The 15,638-nt window shown below is 60.1% G+C and carries 18 protein-coding genes; 11 read left to right on the top strand and 7 right to left on the bottom strand.

What is annotated here, in order from left to right; genetic code table 11:
• Positions 1-10 precede the first annotated feature (10 nt).
• Both ACR3EN_RS06385 and ACR3EN_RS06380 read left to right on the top strand, forming a co-directional pair.
• Positions 11-721 (top strand): DUF599 domain-containing protein, encoded by a 711-nt coding sequence (locus ACR3EN_RS06385; protein ID WP_480823186.1) that lies wholly within the window; start codon positions 11-13, stop codon positions 719-721.
• Between the two features lie 35 nt (positions 722-756).
• A complete protein-coding gene (locus tag ACR3EN_RS06380; RefSeq protein ID WP_480823184.1) occupies positions 757-1,104 on the top strand; it encodes a hypothetical protein in 348 nt (115 codons plus the stop codon).
• Here the strand turns inward: ACR3EN_RS06380 and ACR3EN_RS06375 are convergent.
• The 4 genes from ACR3EN_RS06375 to ACR3EN_RS06360 form a co-directional block, all read right to left on the bottom strand.
• A complete protein-coding gene (locus tag ACR3EN_RS06375; RefSeq protein ID WP_480823182.1) occupies positions 1,101-1,586 on the bottom strand; it encodes a flavodoxin family protein in 486 nt (161 codons plus the stop codon). The two genes, ACR3EN_RS06380 and ACR3EN_RS06375, sit on opposite strands and share 4 nt — an antisense overlap.
• Before the next feature lie 3 nt (positions 1,587-1,589).
• Positions 1,590-2,060 (bottom strand): 23S rRNA (pseudouridine(1915)-N(3))-methyltransferase RlmH, encoded by a 471-nt coding sequence (gene rlmH / locus ACR3EN_RS06370; protein ID WP_480823180.1) that lies wholly within the window; start codon positions 2,058-2,060, stop codon positions 1,590-1,592.
• 44 nt (positions 2,061-2,104) lie between these two features.
• Positions 2,105-2,464: a ribosome silencing factor gene (gene rsfS / locus ACR3EN_RS06365; RefSeq protein WP_480823178.1), complete on the bottom strand. Its 360-nt coding sequence runs from the start codon at positions 2,462-2,464 to the stop codon at positions 2,105-2,107.
• A gap of 165 nt (positions 2,465-2,629) precedes the next feature.
• Positions 2,630-3,982, bottom strand: a complete 1,353-nt coding sequence (locus tag ACR3EN_RS06360) for a mechanosensitive ion channel family protein (RefSeq protein WP_480823176.1) — start codon at positions 3,980-3,982, stop codon at positions 2,630-2,632.
• A gap of 91 nt (positions 3,983-4,073) precedes the next feature.
• Between ACR3EN_RS06360 and ACR3EN_RS06355 the strand changes: the two genes are divergently transcribed.
• From ACR3EN_RS06355 to ACR3EN_RS06330, 6 genes are all read left to right on the top strand, one after another.
• Positions 4,074-4,181 carry an isopropylmalate isomerase gene (locus ACR3EN_RS06355; RefSeq protein WP_170334591.1) on the top strand — a complete coding sequence of 36 codons (108 nt, stop codon included), beginning with the start codon at positions 4,074-4,076 and terminating at the stop codon, positions 4,179-4,181.
• A gap of 45 nt (positions 4,182-4,226) precedes the next feature.
• Positions 4,227-5,630: a 3-isopropylmalate dehydratase large subunit gene (leuC, locus tag ACR3EN_RS06350; RefSeq protein ID WP_480823174.1), complete on the top strand. Its 1,404-nt coding sequence runs from the start codon at positions 4,227-4,229 to the stop codon at positions 5,628-5,630.
• 37 nt (positions 5,631-5,667) lie between these two features.
• Positions 5,668-6,222, top strand: a complete 555-nt coding sequence (locus ACR3EN_RS06345; protein WP_480823172.1) for an HdeD family acid-resistance protein — start codon at positions 5,668-5,670, stop codon at positions 6,220-6,222.
• A gap of 42 nt (positions 6,223-6,264) precedes the next feature.
• A complete protein-coding gene (gene leuD / locus ACR3EN_RS06340) occupies positions 6,265-6,870 on the top strand; it encodes a 3-isopropylmalate dehydratase small subunit (protein WP_480823170.1) in 606 nt (201 codons plus the stop codon).
• 336 nt (positions 6,871-7,206) lie between these two features.
• Complete coding sequence (locus ACR3EN_RS06335; protein WP_480843500.1) at positions 7,207-8,037, top strand: hypothetical protein; 831 nt, start codon at positions 7,207-7,209, stop codon at positions 8,035-8,037.
• Positions 8,034-9,056, top strand: coding sequence for an endonuclease/exonuclease/phosphatase family protein (locus ACR3EN_RS06330; protein ID WP_480823166.1), 1,023 nt, complete (start codon positions 8,034-8,036; stop codon positions 9,054-9,056). Before ACR3EN_RS06335 ends, ACR3EN_RS06330 begins: the two co-directional genes overlap by 4 nt.
• A gap of 151 nt (positions 9,057-9,207) precedes the next feature.
• Here the strand turns inward: ACR3EN_RS06330 and ACR3EN_RS06325 are convergent, their stop codons facing one another.
• Complete coding sequence (locus tag ACR3EN_RS06325) at positions 9,208-10,086, bottom strand: Rossmann-fold NAD(P)-binding domain-containing protein (protein ID WP_480823164.1); 879 nt, start codon at positions 10,084-10,086, stop codon at positions 9,208-9,210.
• Positions 10,087-10,168: 82 nt separating this feature from the next.
• Between ACR3EN_RS06325 and ACR3EN_RS06320 the strand changes: the two genes are divergently transcribed.
• On the top strand, positions 10,169-11,071 hold the full coding sequence (locus tag ACR3EN_RS06320) for a LysR family transcriptional regulator (RefSeq protein ID WP_480823162.1): 903 nt from the start codon (positions 10,169-10,171) through the stop codon (positions 11,069-11,071).
• Here the strand turns inward: ACR3EN_RS06320 and ACR3EN_RS06315 are convergent.
• Positions 11,068-11,595, bottom strand: a complete 528-nt coding sequence (locus tag ACR3EN_RS06315; RefSeq protein ID WP_480823160.1) for a redoxin domain-containing protein — start codon at positions 11,593-11,595, stop codon at positions 11,068-11,070. The genes ACR3EN_RS06320 and ACR3EN_RS06315 overlap by 4 nt on opposite strands.
• 91 nt (positions 11,596-11,686) lie before the next feature.
• On the opposite strand from ACR3EN_RS06315, the gene leuB reads away from it, so the two are divergent.
• Positions 11,687-12,790 carry a 3-isopropylmalate dehydrogenase gene (gene leuB, locus ACR3EN_RS06310; RefSeq protein ID WP_480823158.1) on the top strand — a complete coding sequence of 368 codons (1,104 nt, stop codon included), beginning with the start codon at positions 11,687-11,689 and terminating at the stop codon, positions 12,788-12,790.
• Positions 12,791-12,850: 60 nt separating this feature from the next.
• Here the strand turns inward: leuB and ACR3EN_RS06305 are convergent, their stop codons facing one another.
• Entirely contained in the window at positions 12,851-15,037 is a 2,187-nt protein-coding gene (locus tag ACR3EN_RS06305; RefSeq protein ID WP_480823156.1) for a transglycosylase domain-containing protein, read from the bottom strand.
• Between the two features lie 257 nt (positions 15,038-15,294).
• Here ACR3EN_RS06305 and ACR3EN_RS06300 point away from each other — a divergent pair, with 257 nt between their 5' ends.
• The gene (locus ACR3EN_RS06300; RefSeq protein WP_170537262.1) at positions 15,295-15,633 is read left to right on the top strand and encodes a P-II family nitrogen regulator; all 339 of its coding nucleotides are present in this window, start codon (positions 15,295-15,297) and stop codon (positions 15,631-15,633) included.
• Positions 15,634-15,638 lie beyond the last annotated feature (5 nt).

The raw sequence follows: 15,638 nt of genomic DNA, 5'->3' as shown, positions 1-15,638 counted from the left end.
CTGTCGCGCCATGACCTGGATCGACCGCGCAGCCCTGTTCTCACCGCTGGATTACCTGGCCATCGCCCTGCTGCTTGGCGCGTGGCTGGGGATCGGTTGGCGGATCGAGAACCCATCGCCCCACAAACAATCCGTCGCGATGATGATGGATGATTTTCGGCGTGGCTGGATGCGGGAAATGGTAACGCGGCAGCCCCGCATGTTCGACGCGCAGGTCGTTGCGGCGATGCGACAGGGCAGCACGTTTTTCGCCTCGACGACCATGATCGCGATAGGGGGCGGTTTGGCGCTGTTGGGCAACACCGAACGTCTGGCCGGTGTCGCGAACGATCTGGCCATCGGCAGCGCACCCGCTGTGGTATGGGAGATCAAGATATTGATTGTAATCCTTTTTCTCGCGAATGCCTTCCTCAAATATGTCTGGGCCCATCGTTTATTCGGATATTGCGCGATCCTGATGGCAGCGGTGCCCAATGAACCCGAAGACCCCGCCGCTTATCCGCGTGCCGCACAGGCGGCCGAAATCTGCGTCACTGCCGCCCGCAGCTTCAACCGCGCCTTGCGGGCGACCTATTTCGCGCTGGCCTCGCTCGCGTGGATCCTTGGCCCGGTCGCCCTGATGATCGGCGCGGCGATCACCTTTGGTGTTCTCTATCGCCGCGAATTTGCCTCGCAATCGCGGTCGATCCTGATGAAACAGGGCACCCACACACAGTCGTGATCCCAATTCGGCCTGCAAACCCGTACATTCACGCTATGCGATATGTGATTCTTGCCGCCCTTCTGGCCAGCCCCGCCCTTGCCGATGATCCCGTCATCGAGAACGTCACCGCCAGCCAGAGCGGCGATACCTGGCGATTCGACGTGACCGTGTCACACCCCGAAACCGGCTGGGACGACTATGCCGACGGCTGGCGCGTGTTGGATATGGAGGGGACCGAGCTGGGGATGCGCGTGCTGCATCACCCGCATGAGAACGAACAGCCCTTCACCCGGTCACTCAGCGGTGTCGCGATCCCGGCAGGCACGTCTCAGGTACAGGTTCAGGCCCGGACCAATGTGGATGGCTGGGCGAAAGAGACCTTTGTGGTTGATTTGAACTAGAACACGCCCATCGTCAGACCCGCGCCCAGCGCCGCGCCGATCTCGCGGCATTGATCCAGTTGATGCTGCGGAATGGTCTTTTCAGCCAGAATCGCCTCGGGCGTTTGCGCGTGGGTGCACAGGATCAGCGGCGGCTGCACCTCTTTTAGCCGCCAGCCGGTTGCGATGCGGGCGATCTGACGGGCTGCGTTCTGCCCGTCGGACCCGGCGCAGATCATCTGGGCATAGGGGCGACCTTCGATCTTGCCCAGCACGGGGTAATAGCTGCGATCGAAGAACTCTTTCATAAGGCCCGAAATCGCAGCGAGGTTTTCGGGGGCGCAGAAGATATAGCCGTCGGCGGCCAGTAGATCCTCCGGCCTCGCTTGATCGGCGGTTTTCAAGATCGTATCGGCCTCATCTCGCGCGGCCTCGGCTGCGGCCTCGGCCATCTGCCGGGCCCCGCCCGTGCGCGAATGGTAAACGATCAGAAGCTGCGCCATGTCTCAGACCCGGTGATAAGGGCCGCCCGAGAGGATGGTTGCAGCCCGATACAGTTGCTCGGCCAGCATCACACGGACCAGCATATGGGGCCAGACCATCGACCCGAACGAGATCGAAAAATCTGCCTCGGCGCGCAGTGAGGGATCGATTCCGTCTGCTCCGCCAATGATCAGCGCCAGATCCTGCCGACCGGCGTCGCGCCATTTGCCCAGCTTGTTCGCAAAGTCTGGCGAAGACAGCACCCGCCCGCGCTCGTCCAGCGTACAGATCACAGCTCCTTTGGGCAGCGCCTTGCGCAATAACGCAGCCTCGGCCCCCATACCTGCGTTTTTCTTGTCCTCGACCTCAATCATCCGCGCGGGACCAAGGCCCAGACCGCGGCCGGTCCGGTCAAATCGGGTCAGGTAATCATCAAGCAGGGACTTCTCCGGTCCGGCGCGCAATCGCCCGACCGCAACTATGCTGATCCGCATATCTCTCTCGCCTCCGGCCCCTCAATACGGACCGGGATGGCGCCTCAGTTCGCCGAGGCGCTGCCGCCCTGAGGCTGCCACATCTTTTCCAGCTGATAGAATTCACGCACTTCGGGGCGGAAGATATGGACGATGACATCGCCCGTATCGATCAACACCCAGTCGCCGGCATCCTTGCCTTCGACCTTCGAGGTGAAACCGAATTCCTGCTTGATGCGATCCGTTAGCTTTTCCGCCATGGCTGCGACCTGACGGGTCGACCGACCCGAGGCAATCACCATGTGATCCGCAACAGAAGACTTGCCCTGCAGGTTGATCTGCACAACGTCTTCGGCCTTGTCATCGGAAAGTGAGGAAAGGATACGTTCAAGCAGCTTGTCGCTGATTGACTGAGAGTGGGCCATCACACTGGCCCCGTCATCGGCGGGCAAACCCGCCTGTGTATGTAGAGACAGGACATAGTCCTCCTTTGCTGCGCGCCGCCAAATCCCCGGCGCTGGGGTCCTATTAAGGTAACAAGGGGAATGCAACATTTCAATGAACAGGCGGCGCTGGGCCGTGACGCCCCCTCACTCTTTGGCGAGCTGTTGCGCGTCTGCGTCGTCCGGCAGCAGCCGCACCTCGCGCTGCGGGAACGGCAACGAAATGTTTTCGGCCTGAAACGCATCCCAAAGGGCCAGGTAGACATTGCCCCGGATATTGGTCAGCCCCTTGGTCGGGTCGCTGATCCAGAACCGCAGGACATAGTCCACGCTGCTGTCGCCGAACCCGATGATATGGCAGACCGGCTCATGTGACCCTCCGCTCAGCACCCGACCCACGGTTTTCACCGACCGGATGGCCGTGGCACGAACCTTGTGCGGGTCATCGCCGTAACTGGTGCCGAAATTCAGATCCAGCCGCACGAACTTGTCCGAATGCGACCAGTTCACCACCTGATTGGTGATCAGGTCTTCGTTCGGGATCAGATATTCCCGCCCATCCCGCGTCACCACCGAGACATAGCGCGCGCCCAGTGAGTTGATCCAGCCGAACGTATCCCCCAGCGAGATCACATCGCCGGGCTTGATCGACCGGTCCATCAGAATGATGATGCCAGAAATTAGGTTCGAGACCACCTTCTGCAGCCCGAACCCGATCCCCACACCTATCGCACCGGACAGCAGTGCAATGCCGGTCAGGTCAAACCCAAGCGTTCGGATCGCGGCCATGAAAACCGCGCCATACAGCAGCACCTGGATGCCTTTGGCCAACAGCACCTGCATCGAAGGCGTGATGTCGTCATTGTTTTTCAGACCCCGCTCGGCGGCGCGCGTTCCAAGCCGCGCCAGCGTCAGCAGAATACCGATCAGCAAAATCGCCTTGAGAATGCCCAGCGCCGAGATGTGCAAATCCCCGATGGAAATCGCGACACCATCCAGAAACCCGGCCACGTCATCGGTCAGGTTCAGCGCAATCAGCGTGGCATAGACCCACATCGACCACTTGAAGATCTGCCTCAGCGTGCGGTTGCGGACTAATCGCGAGACCAGCGCAATCGCCAGCCAGGCCGCAGCCAGCGTGGCGAAAACACCGATGATGTAGCTGCGCGAGGGCCATGTCGTCTGCTGCATCACCCAATAAAGACCCCAGGACAGCATCACGAAATAGACCAGCGTCAGGCGTCGCATCAGTTGGATAAGAATGCGCAGCCGCCATTTCGGCCAGCCGATGCGGGCGCGGGCCCATGCCTCCCACCGGTTTTGGGTCAGAAGCCTCAGCAAGAAAGCCAGCAGCCAGAGGAACAGGATAATGACCAGCTGGTATTGCCGCCACCCCGGCGTAACGACCAGTTCGATCAGATTTGAGAATTGTGCTGAGAAGGCCGCCGTCATATTGGCAAAAAGCTCGGACAGCGTTTCCGGTAACAGATCCTGGTTCATGGCCATCAGCTTGGCCATCCGTGTGAGGGGATGCAAGCCCGTACCCGGATTGAACCTTGATTGACGGCAAACCCCGTTATATCTGGTGCGCATGAGACTCAATGTGGCCCAACAGCAGAACCTGGAAGATCGCGCGCGCCTGCGCGAACGGTTCTTTGGGGCTGCCCGCACGGTTCTGGCCCGGCTATCCGCGGCCTAAGCCACCTCGCCAGCTATTTCTCATTTACATACGGGGAGAGGACAGATGTCCCCCAAAACACTCTATGACAAGATCTGGGATGCCCATGTCGCGCACGAAGCCGATGATGGCACCTGCCTGCTGTATATCGACCGCCATCTGGTGCACGAAGTGACCAGTCCGCAGGCGTTCGAAGGCCTGCGCATGGCGGGCCGCAAGGTACGCGCGCCGGAAAAGACCATCGCCGTGCCGGACCATAACGTGCCGACCACACCGGACCGCGTGAACGGGATCGAAAACCCCGAATCGCGCATTCAGGTCGAAGCGCTGGACAAGAACGCCAAAGATTTCGGCATCCACTACTATCCTGTGCACGACGTCCGTCAGGGTATCGTTCACATCGTCGGCCCCGAGCAAGGCTGGACCCTGCCCGGCATGACCGTTGTTTGCGGCGACAGCCACACCGCTACCCACGGCGCGTTTGGTGCTCTGGCCCACGGCATCGGGACGTCCGAGGTTGAGCACGTTCTGGCCACCCAGACCCTGATCCAGAAGAAGTCCAAGAACATGAAGGTCGAGATCACCGGCAAACTGCAGCCGGGCGTGACCGCCAAAGACATCACTCTGGCCGTGATCGGTGAGACCGGAACCGCTGGCGGCACTGGCTATGTCATCGAATATTGCGGCGAAGCAATCCGCGACCTTTCGATGGAAGGTCGTATGACCGTCTGCAACATGGCCATCGAAGGCGGCGCACGCGCGGGCCTGATCGCGCCGGATGAGACCACGTTCGAATATGTCAAAGGCCGCCCCCATGCCCCGAAAGGCGCCCAGTGGGAAGCAGCGATGGATTGGTGGAAAACGCTTTACACCGACGAAGGCGCGCATTTCGACAAGGTCGTGACCCTGCGCGGTGAAGACATTGCGCCTGTTGTCACGTGGGGTACCAGCCCCGAGGATGTGCTGCCGATCACCGCAACCGTGCCGCACCCCGAAGATTTCGAAGGTGGCAAGGTCGATGCGGCCCGTCGCTCGATTGAGTATATGGGTCTGGAAGCGGGTCAGAAGCTGAGCGAAGTTGAGGTCGACACCGTCTTCATCGGATCGTGCACCAATGGACGGATCGAAGATCTGCGCGCTGCGGCTGAAATCCTGAAGGGCAAGAAGATCAAGGAAGGCATGCGGGCCATGGTCGTACCCGGTTCGGGTCTTGTTCGGGCTCAGGCCGAAGAAGAAGGTCTGGCCGACATCTTCAAAGAGGCCGGTTTCGAATGGCGTCTTGCTGGATGTTCCATGTGTCTGGCGATGAACCCCGACCAGTTGCAACCGGGCGAGCGCTGCGCCGCGACCTCGAACCGCAACTTCGAAGGGCGTCAAGGACGGGGTGGACGGACCCACCTGCTAAGCCCCGCGATGGCCGCCGCAGCGGCGATCACGGGACGTCTTACAGACGTTCGTGAATTGATGTAAGGTCCGCTCATATCTAGATATTTGAGGGATTGAACAAATGAGTGACTGGATCAAATGGCTCCTGCTGGGGCTTCTGTCCATAGCGTTCGGCATCTTTGTGCTGGGCGCGCCTGTGGTGGCATCCGTAGCCGTCACGGTCGTGACTGGTGTGTTGCTACTGATCTCGGGCGTCTTGCAGGTCGTCGGCGGCTTTACCGTCGAAGGCGTTGGCAACAAGATCCTGTCACTCATCATGGGTGCGGTCATGCTGTTTCTGGGCTGGTCCTTTCTGGATCATCCGCTGCAGGGCACGCTGACACTGGCTACCGTGATGCTGATCCTGTTCATGGCAGGCGGCATCGCGCGGATCATCCTGTCATTCCAGATGAAGGGCACACAGTTCTTCTGGCCGACCATCATCTCGGGCGTGCTGTCGATCATTCTGGCAGGCATCATCTGGAGCTATGTCGGACAGGAACCGCAGGCATTGCTGAGCATCCTGGGGATCTTCCTGGGCATCGAGATGCTGTTCAACGGGTTCGGCCTGGTCTTCATGGCCTTCTTCGTCAAGAACGCACCCAAAGACGAAACAACAGAAGCGAAAGAAGCTTAAACGCGGGGCACGGGCGCGGCCCTACCCCGCAGGAGTGTAGAGATGGAAAAGTTTGAAAAAGTCCACGGCGTGGCCGCCCCGATGCCGCTGATCAATATCGACACCGATATGATCATCCCCAAAGTGCACCTAAAAACCATCAAACGGTCCGGCCTTGGCGTCGTGCTGTTTGACGAGATGCGCTATCACGATCATGGCGGCGAGAACGAGGATTTCGTTCTGAACAAGCCCGCCTATCGCAACACCGAGATTTTGGTGGCCGGTGACAATTTCGGCTGCGGATCCTCACGCGAACATGCGCCCTGGGCGATCAAGGATTTCGGCATCAAGGTGGTGATCTCGACCAGCTTTGCCGACATCTTCTTCAACAACTGCTTCAAAAACGGCATCCTGCCCATTGTCGTCCAAGAAGAGCATCATGCGATCCTGATGGAAGACGCGCACAAGGGCGAGAACGCCCGGATGACCGTGCATCTGGAAGATCAGCAGATCACAACCTCGGATGGTGTGGTCATCGAATTCGACATCGATCCACACCGCAAGCACTGCCTGCTGAACGGTCTGGACGATATCGGCCTGACCATGGAGAAAGATCATCACATCGACAGATTCGAAGATCACGCGAGTCAGGCCCGCCCCTGGGTCTGATTCTTGTGGGCGAATCTGTGGATACTCAACCTGATGGGGTCGCAAGAGCGGCCCCATCTTCTTTTAGGGGTTGAAATCTAAGAACATACCAGATTTAGGTCTCACTTTGAGATACACGCCCGATTTGCGTCAAAAATGATGCAATCCCGCACCAGTTGCGCCATCATTTTGCCCGAAATTGCGTGTTTTCTGCACAGCGGCTTGAGCGAAATACCGCTTATCGTCAATCTTAGCGATAACGAGGTAACCGTCAGTAAAAAGAACGGTGAGCACAAGCTTGGAAGCGAAGCCGACTTTAGAATTGGCAGCTCCGGTTTGGAAAAAAGGGTTCGGATTGTGATTGCACGCACCACGGGGGCGGCGATACGTGGAATTTTGGTGGCTCTGATGGTGCTCACCCCCGCGTTGTACCTGCCAGCTTCGACATCGAACGGCACCGAGATTGTGGTGTTCCTTGCGATTCTAGCATTCCTTTTGACGTTCTCCGAATACAACTCGGCCTTTCCCAGCTTTATCGAATTCCGTGACGCCCCGCCCGTGAACCGCCTGCGCTTTGTTGGGCTTGTTTCGATGGTCACGTTCCTGACCATGATCTGCAAGAACGTCTATGCGCCAACGCAGATGACCAGCCTGTTCTATTCGACCGGCCTGATGGTCGCGAATGTGGCAGATTTCCCCTACTCGCCCGTGCGCCTCGTGGTTCTGATGCTTCCCGATAATGCCAGCCAGCCTCTGATCGAACTGGTCCGCATCTCTGCCAGCATCGCCTATGTGGCCGCTTTGGTGACCATCGCCAGCTTTGCCTACGCCGTGAAACTGCGGGGCTGGCCGACCGGAAACGGGGCATTCAATGTCTGGACCAACCTGCCCCTGTTCGACCCGACCAAGGGCGGCGATGTTGTCGCCCGCCTACAGCGGGACGGGCGGCTGAATATCGCCATTGGTGCGTTGTTGCCCTTCCTGATCCCGGGCGTGATCAAGCTGCTGGCCACTTTTGCGACGCCTATAGCGCTCAGCAACCCGCAGACCCTGATCTGGACTCTTTGCGCCTGGGCGTTCTTGCCCGCCAGCATGATTATGCGGGGAATGGCGACGCTGCGCATCGCCAGCCTGATTGTTGAAAAGCGCCGCGCATACTCCACGTCCGAGACCACGCAGATCGCATGATCCGCGCCCTCTTTGTGCTGTTGCTGCCGCTTGCGGCACAGGCAGAGCCATTGCGCGTAGCCACCTACAACACGGAACTCAGCCGAGACGGCCCCGGCCTGTTGCTGCGCGATATCCGGCGCGGCGATGCACAGGTCGATGCGGTGATCGAGGTGCTTGCTGAAACGCGACCGGACATTGTGGCCTTGCAGGGGATCGATTGGGATCTGGAGGGGCTGACGCTGTCGGCTCTACAGGATGCGTTGGGAGATGCCGGGCTGAGCTATACCCATAGCTTTGCAGCACAGCCCAATTCGGGGATTGAAACCGCGATCGATCTGGACGGAGATGGCCGAACCGGCGGACCGGGCGACGCTCAGGGTTGGGGGCGATTCACAGGTCAGGGAGGGCTGGCTGTGCTGTCGCGCTATGATATCGTATCGGATCAGGTGCAGTCATATTCCGATCTGCTCTGGCGCGATCTACCGGGCGCGGAACTTCCTGTTTCGCGGGAGGGCGCCTTCCCTTCGGATCGGGCGCAAAAGATACAGCGCCTGTCCTCGACCGCGCATTGGATCATTCCCATCATCACCCCTGCCGGTCGTGTCGATTTAATGACCTTCCATGCCAGCCCGCCGGTGTTCGACGGCCCCGAAGACCGAAACGGATTGCGCAACCGGGATGAGATTCGGTTGTGGTCTGCGGTGCTCGACCAGAGCCTCGGGCCCGCCCCTTCAGACCGCTTTATCATCGCGGGGGACGCCAATCTCGACCCATCCCGCGGCGAAGGCCGCAAAGAAGCGATCCATAGCCTGCTGAGCCACCCTCTGCTGCAAGACCCGGTGCCGACAGATGCCGCAGGATCGTCAGCGACGGTTTTCTGGAAAGGGGTTGGCGAAATGCGCGTTGACTATGTTCTACCTTCGGCAGATTGGGCGATCCAGGGATCGGGCGTCTACTGGCCCCCGCCGTCAGAGCGTGCGACCGCAGAAGCCGCCAGCCGCCATCGGCTAGTTTGGGTCGATCTGTTGCCCCGCTGAACTGCCGGTGGGATCACCACCCCAACCCCGATACACCGGGGTTCCAAACCTATTCGAATACTCTTTGAGTGGGTGCGCTCCGCTTTCAACAGCAACTTTGTGACAGCACGCCAGTCTCCGGGCCGCGCGATCGAACTCGCGTATCACCGACCTATCCGGTGGGGTCTGTATCACGCCCGGAAATGGCACGTCGCAATGCGGTGTCCAGGTCTGTCTGCGCAAAGCCCTGCAGCAGCGTGTCGAAGCACCTGCCATCCAGGTGGTGCGGCGTGTTCCAAAGGTACCGCATCTCAAGCAAATGCGGTGCCATGCGCCAGAACGGACGGGCCAGACGCAGCGGCCACCACCCCATCTGCTGCAGCTTGATCGTTTGCCCCGTCACACGGGACAAAGCCTGTGCCAGCTGATTGCCCGTCAGCGTGTAGCCAGCATATGCAACATCGCTATAGCGCGGCAGCTCGGCCCGCCGCGCGGCCAATGCAACGGCGGCGCGCGTCAGATCAGGCAGATAGGCCCAGGCATGTGCAACATCGGGGTTGCCCGGATAAACCAAACGACCGCGGTCCAGATGCTTGGTCAGAACCTGATCAAACCAGTTCCCCGAAGCCGCAGTGTCGATGAAATCCCCCGCCCGCAGCAAGATCGTCTGCGCCGACGAAGCCCGATAGGCCGCCTCCATCGCAATGCGAATACGGCCCAGCGGGTTTTCAGCCAGCTGCGGTGTTTCAGCGGACCACGGGGCCGCTGTGTCTGGGCTGAATACGTAAACATTGCCCGGGACAATAACGGTGGCCCCGCTGTCCTCGGCGGCCGCAATCACGTCGCGGTGCAGCGCGGGAACTTGGCGCGCCCAATCCGGATACGGCGGGTTCCAAGCGTTCACGATTACATCCATGCCGCTGGCCGCGCTTCTCAAATCATCCACGGCGCGGTTGAAACGCCGCACGTCCCAGCCCGCATCGGAAAACGCCTGAACAGCATTGCGGCCAAAACGCCCCGAGGCCCCAAGAATAAGTGCTGTCTGTTGCATCTGTCCCTCCTGATCTGCGAATATAGCCATTCGCACACATTGGGGAATTGCTGAAGAATGCAGATCATGTATTCATTTTTGAATGACTAAACCTCTGCAACTGTCTGACTGGTCCCTGATCCAAAGCTTTCTGGCGGTGGCCGAAACCGGGTCGCTTTCAGCGGCAGCCCGGCTGCTGGGGCGCAGCCAGCCGACACTGGGACGGCAAGTGCACGCGCTTGAGGAAGAACTGGGCGTGCCCCTGTTCGAGCGGCATGCGCGGGGGCTGACGCTCAGCGAGGTTGGACAGCAGGTATTACCGATGGCTCAGCAGATGCACAGCGCCGTCAATGCGCTGGGGCTGACAGCGGCGGGGCAGGCGCAGCGGCTTGAGGGGACCGTTCGCATCACCGCCTCGGTCTTTGTATCTCATCATCTGCTGCCCCCGATCCTTGCCCTGATCCGTCAGGCAGAACCGGCGATTCAGCTTGAACTGGTCGCGTCGGACACCAGCGAGAACCTGCTGTTCCGAGAAGCCGATATCGCCGTGCGCATGTATCGCCCCGCGCAGATCGACATCGTGGCCAGGCGCATCGGAGAGGTTCCTCTATGTTTCTGCGCTGCTCGATCCTATCTGCAACGCCGTGGGTCTCCGTCTACGCCTGAGGATCTGATGCAGCATGATCTGGTGGGATTTGACGCCAATCAGGACATCATCACCGCCATGCGCGACAAAGGCTGGCCCGCCAGCCGTAACAGCTTTGCCACCCGGTGCGATAACCAGACCACCTATTGGCAGCTGATCCGTGCCGGCTGCGGCATCGGTTTCGGCCAGCTCAGCATCGCGAAAGCCGACCCTGGGATTGAGGTGCTGGATATTGATGTCGAGATACCGGTTCTGCCGGTCTGGCTGGCTGCGCCGCAGGCCATGCGCCAGACCCCGCGCATTCGCAGAGTCTGGGACTTGTTAGCCGACGGGTTAAAGGCCAGATTGCAATACGCCTAAAGCGCGCCTGTATATGTGCCGCGTGCGGGGTAATCATTCGCGAGGGTGAATTTCAACCCACCGACAATCTCGGACATTGGTGGACGAGCAAAAGGCGTCGTCTGCTGCCAGACATAATGCAGCGTCTGATCGGGCTTGATATAGAAATGCCCGGGCTCGGCAAACAGCGCAGGTTCTGCGCTGCCTTCGCGTGCCACCGAGATGTTCAGCCCCCAGCGATCACGTGCCTCGGCCATCGCAAGACCGTACCCGACGCGCAGCTTCGAAACCCCCGCTTTCTCGACCGTTTCCGCAGCACGGTCGCCTGTATCCGTGGTGATCATGATCACCTCGATACCCAGTTCGGCGAAGTCATCCAGCGCCGCTTCGACTTCGCCCATCTGGCGAATGCAGATCGGGCAATGCAGGCCCCGATACTGGATGACCAGCGTGCCGTTCTCGCCTGCGTCGCGCTCGATATCGAAAAGACCGTGGCCCACGGTTTCAATTTTGAGCGATGGGGCCGGGTTTCCCGGTGTCAGCATGTCTATTCCTCACGTTTTGGTGGGTACGTCTCATTGACCCGATGTCCCGCAAACGCTAGGGCCTGTGCAACGAAACGCAAGGAGATCGTTCATGTCCAACCCTTCGCTCCTCATCCTGCCCGGAGACGGAATTGGCCCCGAAGTCATGGCCGAAGTGCGCAAAGTTATCGATTGGTTCGGTGCCAAGCGTGATCTTCACTTTGACGTGAGCGAGGATCTGGTCGGCGGTGCGGCCTATGACGCGCATGGCAAGCCGCTGTCGGATGAAACCATGGCCAAGGCGCAAGAGGTCGACGCGGTTCTGCTGGGCGCTGTTGGCGGCCCCAAATACGACGACTTGGATTTCAGCGTAAAGCCCGAACGCGGGTTGCTGCGCCTGCGCAAGGAAATGGACTTGTTCTCGAACCTGCGCCCGGCGCAGTGCTTTGACGCGCTGGCCGATTTCTCGTCTCTGAAACCCGACGTTGTGGCCGGGCTGGACATCATGATTGTGCGCGAGCTGACCTCGGGCGTCTATTTCGGTGAGCCACGCGGCATCTTCAACGAAGGCAACGAACGCGTCGGGATCAACACCCAGCGCTATACCGAATCCGAGATCGAACGCGCCGCGCGTTCGGCCTTTGAACTGGCGATGCGCCGGAACAAGAAACTTTGCTCGATGGAGAAGGCCAACGTCATGGAATCGGGCATTCTGTGGCGCGAGGTCGTAGACCGCGTCGGGCAGGATTACCCAGAGGTCGAATTGAGCCATATGTATGCCGACAATGGCGCGATGCAGCTGGTGCGCGCACCCAAGCAATTCGATGTTATCGTCACCGATAACCTGTTCGGCGACCTGCTGTCGGATTGCGCCGCGATGCTGACCGGCTCGCTGGGGATGCTGCCGTCCGCGTCACTGGGTGCCCCAATGGCCAATGGCCGTCCAAAGGCGATGTATGAACCGGTGCACGGCTCGGCCCCCGATATCGCAGGTCAGGGCAAAGCCAACCCCATTGCCTGTATCCTCAGCTTTGCGATGGCGCTGCGCTACAGCTTTGATCAGGGGGATGAGGCCGACCGTCTGGAAGCCGCGATCGAAAAGGTTCTGGCCGATGGTGTCCGCACCGCGGATCTGCTGGCTGAAGAGGGCGTTCAGCCGGTCTCGACCGCGGAAATGGGTGACGCGATTCTGGTGGCATTGGACGACAGCCTCTGATCCGGCGCCCATGGGAATAGCAAAGGCGGTGCCCAGCGCACCGCCTTTTTCTTTGCCGGGTCAATTGCCGAAGATGTTGTTCAGCAGGTTGTTGATCGCCCGGTCCAAACCGGTTTCCTTCTTGCGGCGTTGCTGCTGCGGTTGCGCGGTTCTGACCGGTGGATCCGGTGCCAGCATCGGCAGAGGCGTTGGTGTCATTCCCTCGGTCACGCGCACCATCGTTTCTTTCCAGATTTCCGCAGGCAGCCCACCACCGGTCACACCGGACAGAGGCGTATTGTCATCATACCCCATCCAGACCCCTGCCACGTAATCCGCCGTGAAACCGATAAACCACGCATCGCGCGCGGCCTGCGTAGTACCGGTCTTGCCCGCCACCTGCCAACCCGGCAGCTTCGCGCGCCCACCGGTGCCTTCGGACACGACACGTTCCATCATCCACGTCAGCTGCTTGGCGGCCTTGTCATTGATCACGCGTTCGCCGATCCCGGTTGTTGTCACCATCACCGGCTCAGTCTCGCCCAGCAGCTTCAATTCGGTCAGGCCATAAGGTTCCACCGACGAGCCGCCGTTCAGGATACCCGCATACGCTCCGGTCATCTCGATCAATGTGCTTTCGGACGCGCCCAACGCCAGCGCAGGCCCCTCGGCCAGATCATTGGCGATACCGAAACCGGCGGCAACCGTGCGCACATTCTCCAACCCCGAGATTTCAGCGACCTTGACGGCTGGAATGTTCAAAGAGTTCTTCAGCGCATCCGCCAGCGTCACCCGGCCATAGAACTTGTTCGTATAGTTCTTGGGGCACCACTGACCCGAACCCGGTATATCCACGCAATAGGGTTCATCCATCACCGTATCCAGCGGTGAATAGCCCAGTTCAAGCGCGGTGGCATAGACAAAGGGTTTGAACGAAGACCCGGTCTGGCGCAGCGCCTGCGTCGCCCGGTTGAAGGCACCCGACACCCGCGTCTTGCGCCCGCCAACCATGGCCCGCACCGCGCCATCGGCAGACATCACCACAATCGCGGCCTGCGCCTTTGATCCTTCGCGCACCTTCTCCTGGAAAATATACTGCAGCGCCTCTTCTGCCGATGTCTGCAGCCGTTGATCCAGCGTTGTGCGGATCACCACATCCTCGGTGGTGTTGCGCGTAAAGAATTCGGGCCCGCTGGCCATGACCCAATCGGCGAAATAGCCGCCAGCGCGTGCCGCTGCCGCCTCGGACAGCTCTGCCGGACGGCTGCGGGCCTCGCTGGCCTGCGCTGCACTCAGATAACCCTGATCCTCCATCAGACCGACGACCAAGCGCGCCCGATCCTGCGAGCGTTGCAGGTTATTGGTGGGGGCATAGCGCGTCGGCGCAACCAGAAGACCGGCCAGCATAGCGGCCTCTGCCGGGCTGACCTCGGCCGCGGAAATGCCGAAATAGCGCTGGCTGGCGGCCTCGAACCCGCGCGCACCTGCGCCCAGAAAGGCCCGGTTCAGATAGATGGTCAGGATTTCATCCTTGGAGTATTTCACCTCCATCGCCATCGCATAGACCGCTTCTTTCGCTTTCCGCCACAGCGAGCCCTGACGGCAATCGGCCTCATATGCCGCCTCCGATTCCCACGCGGCGGGATCATAAGGCACACCCAGACACAGCAGCTTTGCGGTCTGCTGCGTGATGGTCGACCCGCCGTGGCCCGACAACGGCCCGCGCCCTTCGCTCAGGTTGATGCGCACGGCGCTGGCGACCCCGCGGGGGCTGACGCCGAAATGGCGGTAGAACCGTTTGTCCTCGGTCGCGATCACCGCATTCTTGAGATGGGGTGAAACCGTATCCGCCGTGATGACCCCGCCAAACTGGTCGCCGCGCCATGCAAACACCTTGCCATCGCGATCCAACAGCGTCACCGAACCCTTCGCGCGCCCGTCCAGCAGGGCGTCGACATCGGGCAACGAGGTATAGACAACACCAATCGCCAGCGCCAGCAACAGACCCGCAACAGCGCCCACGCGCCACGTGATCCCCCAGAACAGCCGCCAGAGCCACCGGAACAGACGGCGGAAAACACCCCCGCCCTTACCGCCCGAACTGCGGCGTGTTTTCTTGCGCGCAGTCTTGCGTGGCGCGGTTTTGCGCGCGGTCGATTTTTTGCCTGCCGGTTTGGCCGAGCGTTTGGTCGCCGTGGGTTTGCGCCCTTTGGACGGGTATCTTTTGTCCGCGACCAGTGTCGGTTTGCGGCGCTTGGACTCAGTCATGCTCAAACTCTGCCCGATTATGCTTTTGCGTCACCATACCTTGGTGAAAGCCCGCTGTAGAGGTGTGAAATACCGGTATTTCCCCTCGTTTTTGTGCCTATTTTTTAATCACCACACCCTATTTGTGCAAAAAATGTGCAACTTCGGGGTCTTTTCCGCTGCGTGACAGCCCCGGAATCGTTCCCTAACGAGCGGCGTCACGCTTTTTTCTGCACGTGCAAAATACCGGCCTCGCCGGGGTAACAGAGGGGACAGACGTGAAACTGATCATTGCGACAATCAAGCCGTTCAAGCTCGAGGAGGTGCGCGAAGCACTGACCCAGGCTGGCGTGCGCGGCATGATGGTGACCGAAATCAAGGGCTTCGGCTCGCAATCCGGTCACACCGAGATTTATCGCGGCGCAGAGTATGCCGTGAATTTTGTACCCAAGATCAAGTTGGAAATCGTGGTGCCCGCAACCATGGCCGACCAGATCGTTGAGACCATTACCAACACCGCCAAGACCGGCAAGATCGGCGACGGCAAAATCTTTGTCCTCGATGTCGAGCAGGCGCTGCGCGTGCGGACCGGGGAAACCAACGAGGAAGCGCTGTAAGCGCC

The sequence above is a fragment of the Ruegeria sp. G7 genome (assembly GCF_056535465.1).
This window is presented reverse-complemented; position numbering and strand designations above follow the sequence as displayed.

Coding starts and splice junctions, on each gene's coding strand:
- ACR3EN_RS06345 (WP_480823172.1), top strand. CDS start 5,668: ATGAGTGACTGGATCAAATGGCTCCTGCTGGGGCTTCTGTCCATAGCG.
- ACR3EN_RS06375 (WP_480823182.1), bottom strand. CDS start 1,586: ATGGCGCAGCTTCTGATCGTTTACCATTCGCGCACGGGCGGGGCCCGG.
- ACR3EN_RS06380 (WP_480823184.1), top strand. CDS start 757: ATGCGATATGTGATTCTTGCCGCCCTTCTGGCCAGCCCCGCCCTTGCC.
- leuC (WP_480823174.1), top strand. CDS start 4,227: ATGTCCCCCAAAACACTCTATGACAAGATCTGGGATGCCCATGTCGCG.
- ACR3EN_RS06325 (WP_480823164.1), bottom strand. CDS start 10,086: ATGCAACAGACAGCACTTATTCTTGGGGCCTCGGGGCGTTTTGGCCGC.
- ACR3EN_RS06360 (WP_480823176.1), bottom strand. CDS start 3,982: ATGAACCAGGATCTGTTACCGGAAACGCTGTCCGAGCTTTTTGCCAAT.
- ACR3EN_RS06385 (WP_480823186.1), top strand. CDS start 11: ATGACCTGGATCGACCGCGCAGCCCTGTTCTCACCGCTGGATTACCTG.
- ACR3EN_RS06330 (WP_480823166.1), top strand. CDS start 8,034: ATGATCCGCGCCCTCTTTGTGCTGTTGCTGCCGCTTGCGGCACAGGCA.
- ACR3EN_RS06355 (WP_170334591.1), top strand. CDS start 4,074: ATGAGACTCAATGTGGCCCAACAGCAGAACCTGGAAGATCGCGCGCGC.
- ACR3EN_RS06315 (WP_480823160.1), bottom strand. CDS start 11,595: ATGCTGACACCGGGAAACCCGGCCCCATCGCTCAAAATTGAAACCGTG.
- leuD (WP_480823170.1), top strand. CDS start 6,265: ATGGAAAAGTTTGAAAAAGTCCACGGCGTGGCCGCCCCGATGCCGCTG.
- rsfS (WP_480823178.1), bottom strand. CDS start 2,464: ATGGCCCACTCTCAGTCAATCAGCGACAAGCTGCTTGAACGTATCCTT.
- rlmH (WP_480823180.1), bottom strand. CDS start 2,060: ATGCGGATCAGCATAGTTGCGGTCGGGCGATTGCGCGCCGGACCGGAG.
- leuB (WP_480823158.1), top strand. CDS start 11,687: ATGTCCAACCCTTCGCTCCTCATCCTGCCCGGAGACGGAATTGGCCCC.
- ACR3EN_RS06320 (WP_480823162.1), top strand. CDS start 10,169: ATGACTAAACCTCTGCAACTGTCTGACTGGTCCCTGATCCAAAGCTTT.
- ACR3EN_RS06305 (WP_480823156.1), bottom strand. CDS start 15,037: ATGACTGAGTCCAAGCGCCGCAAACCGACACTGGTCGCGGACAAAAGA.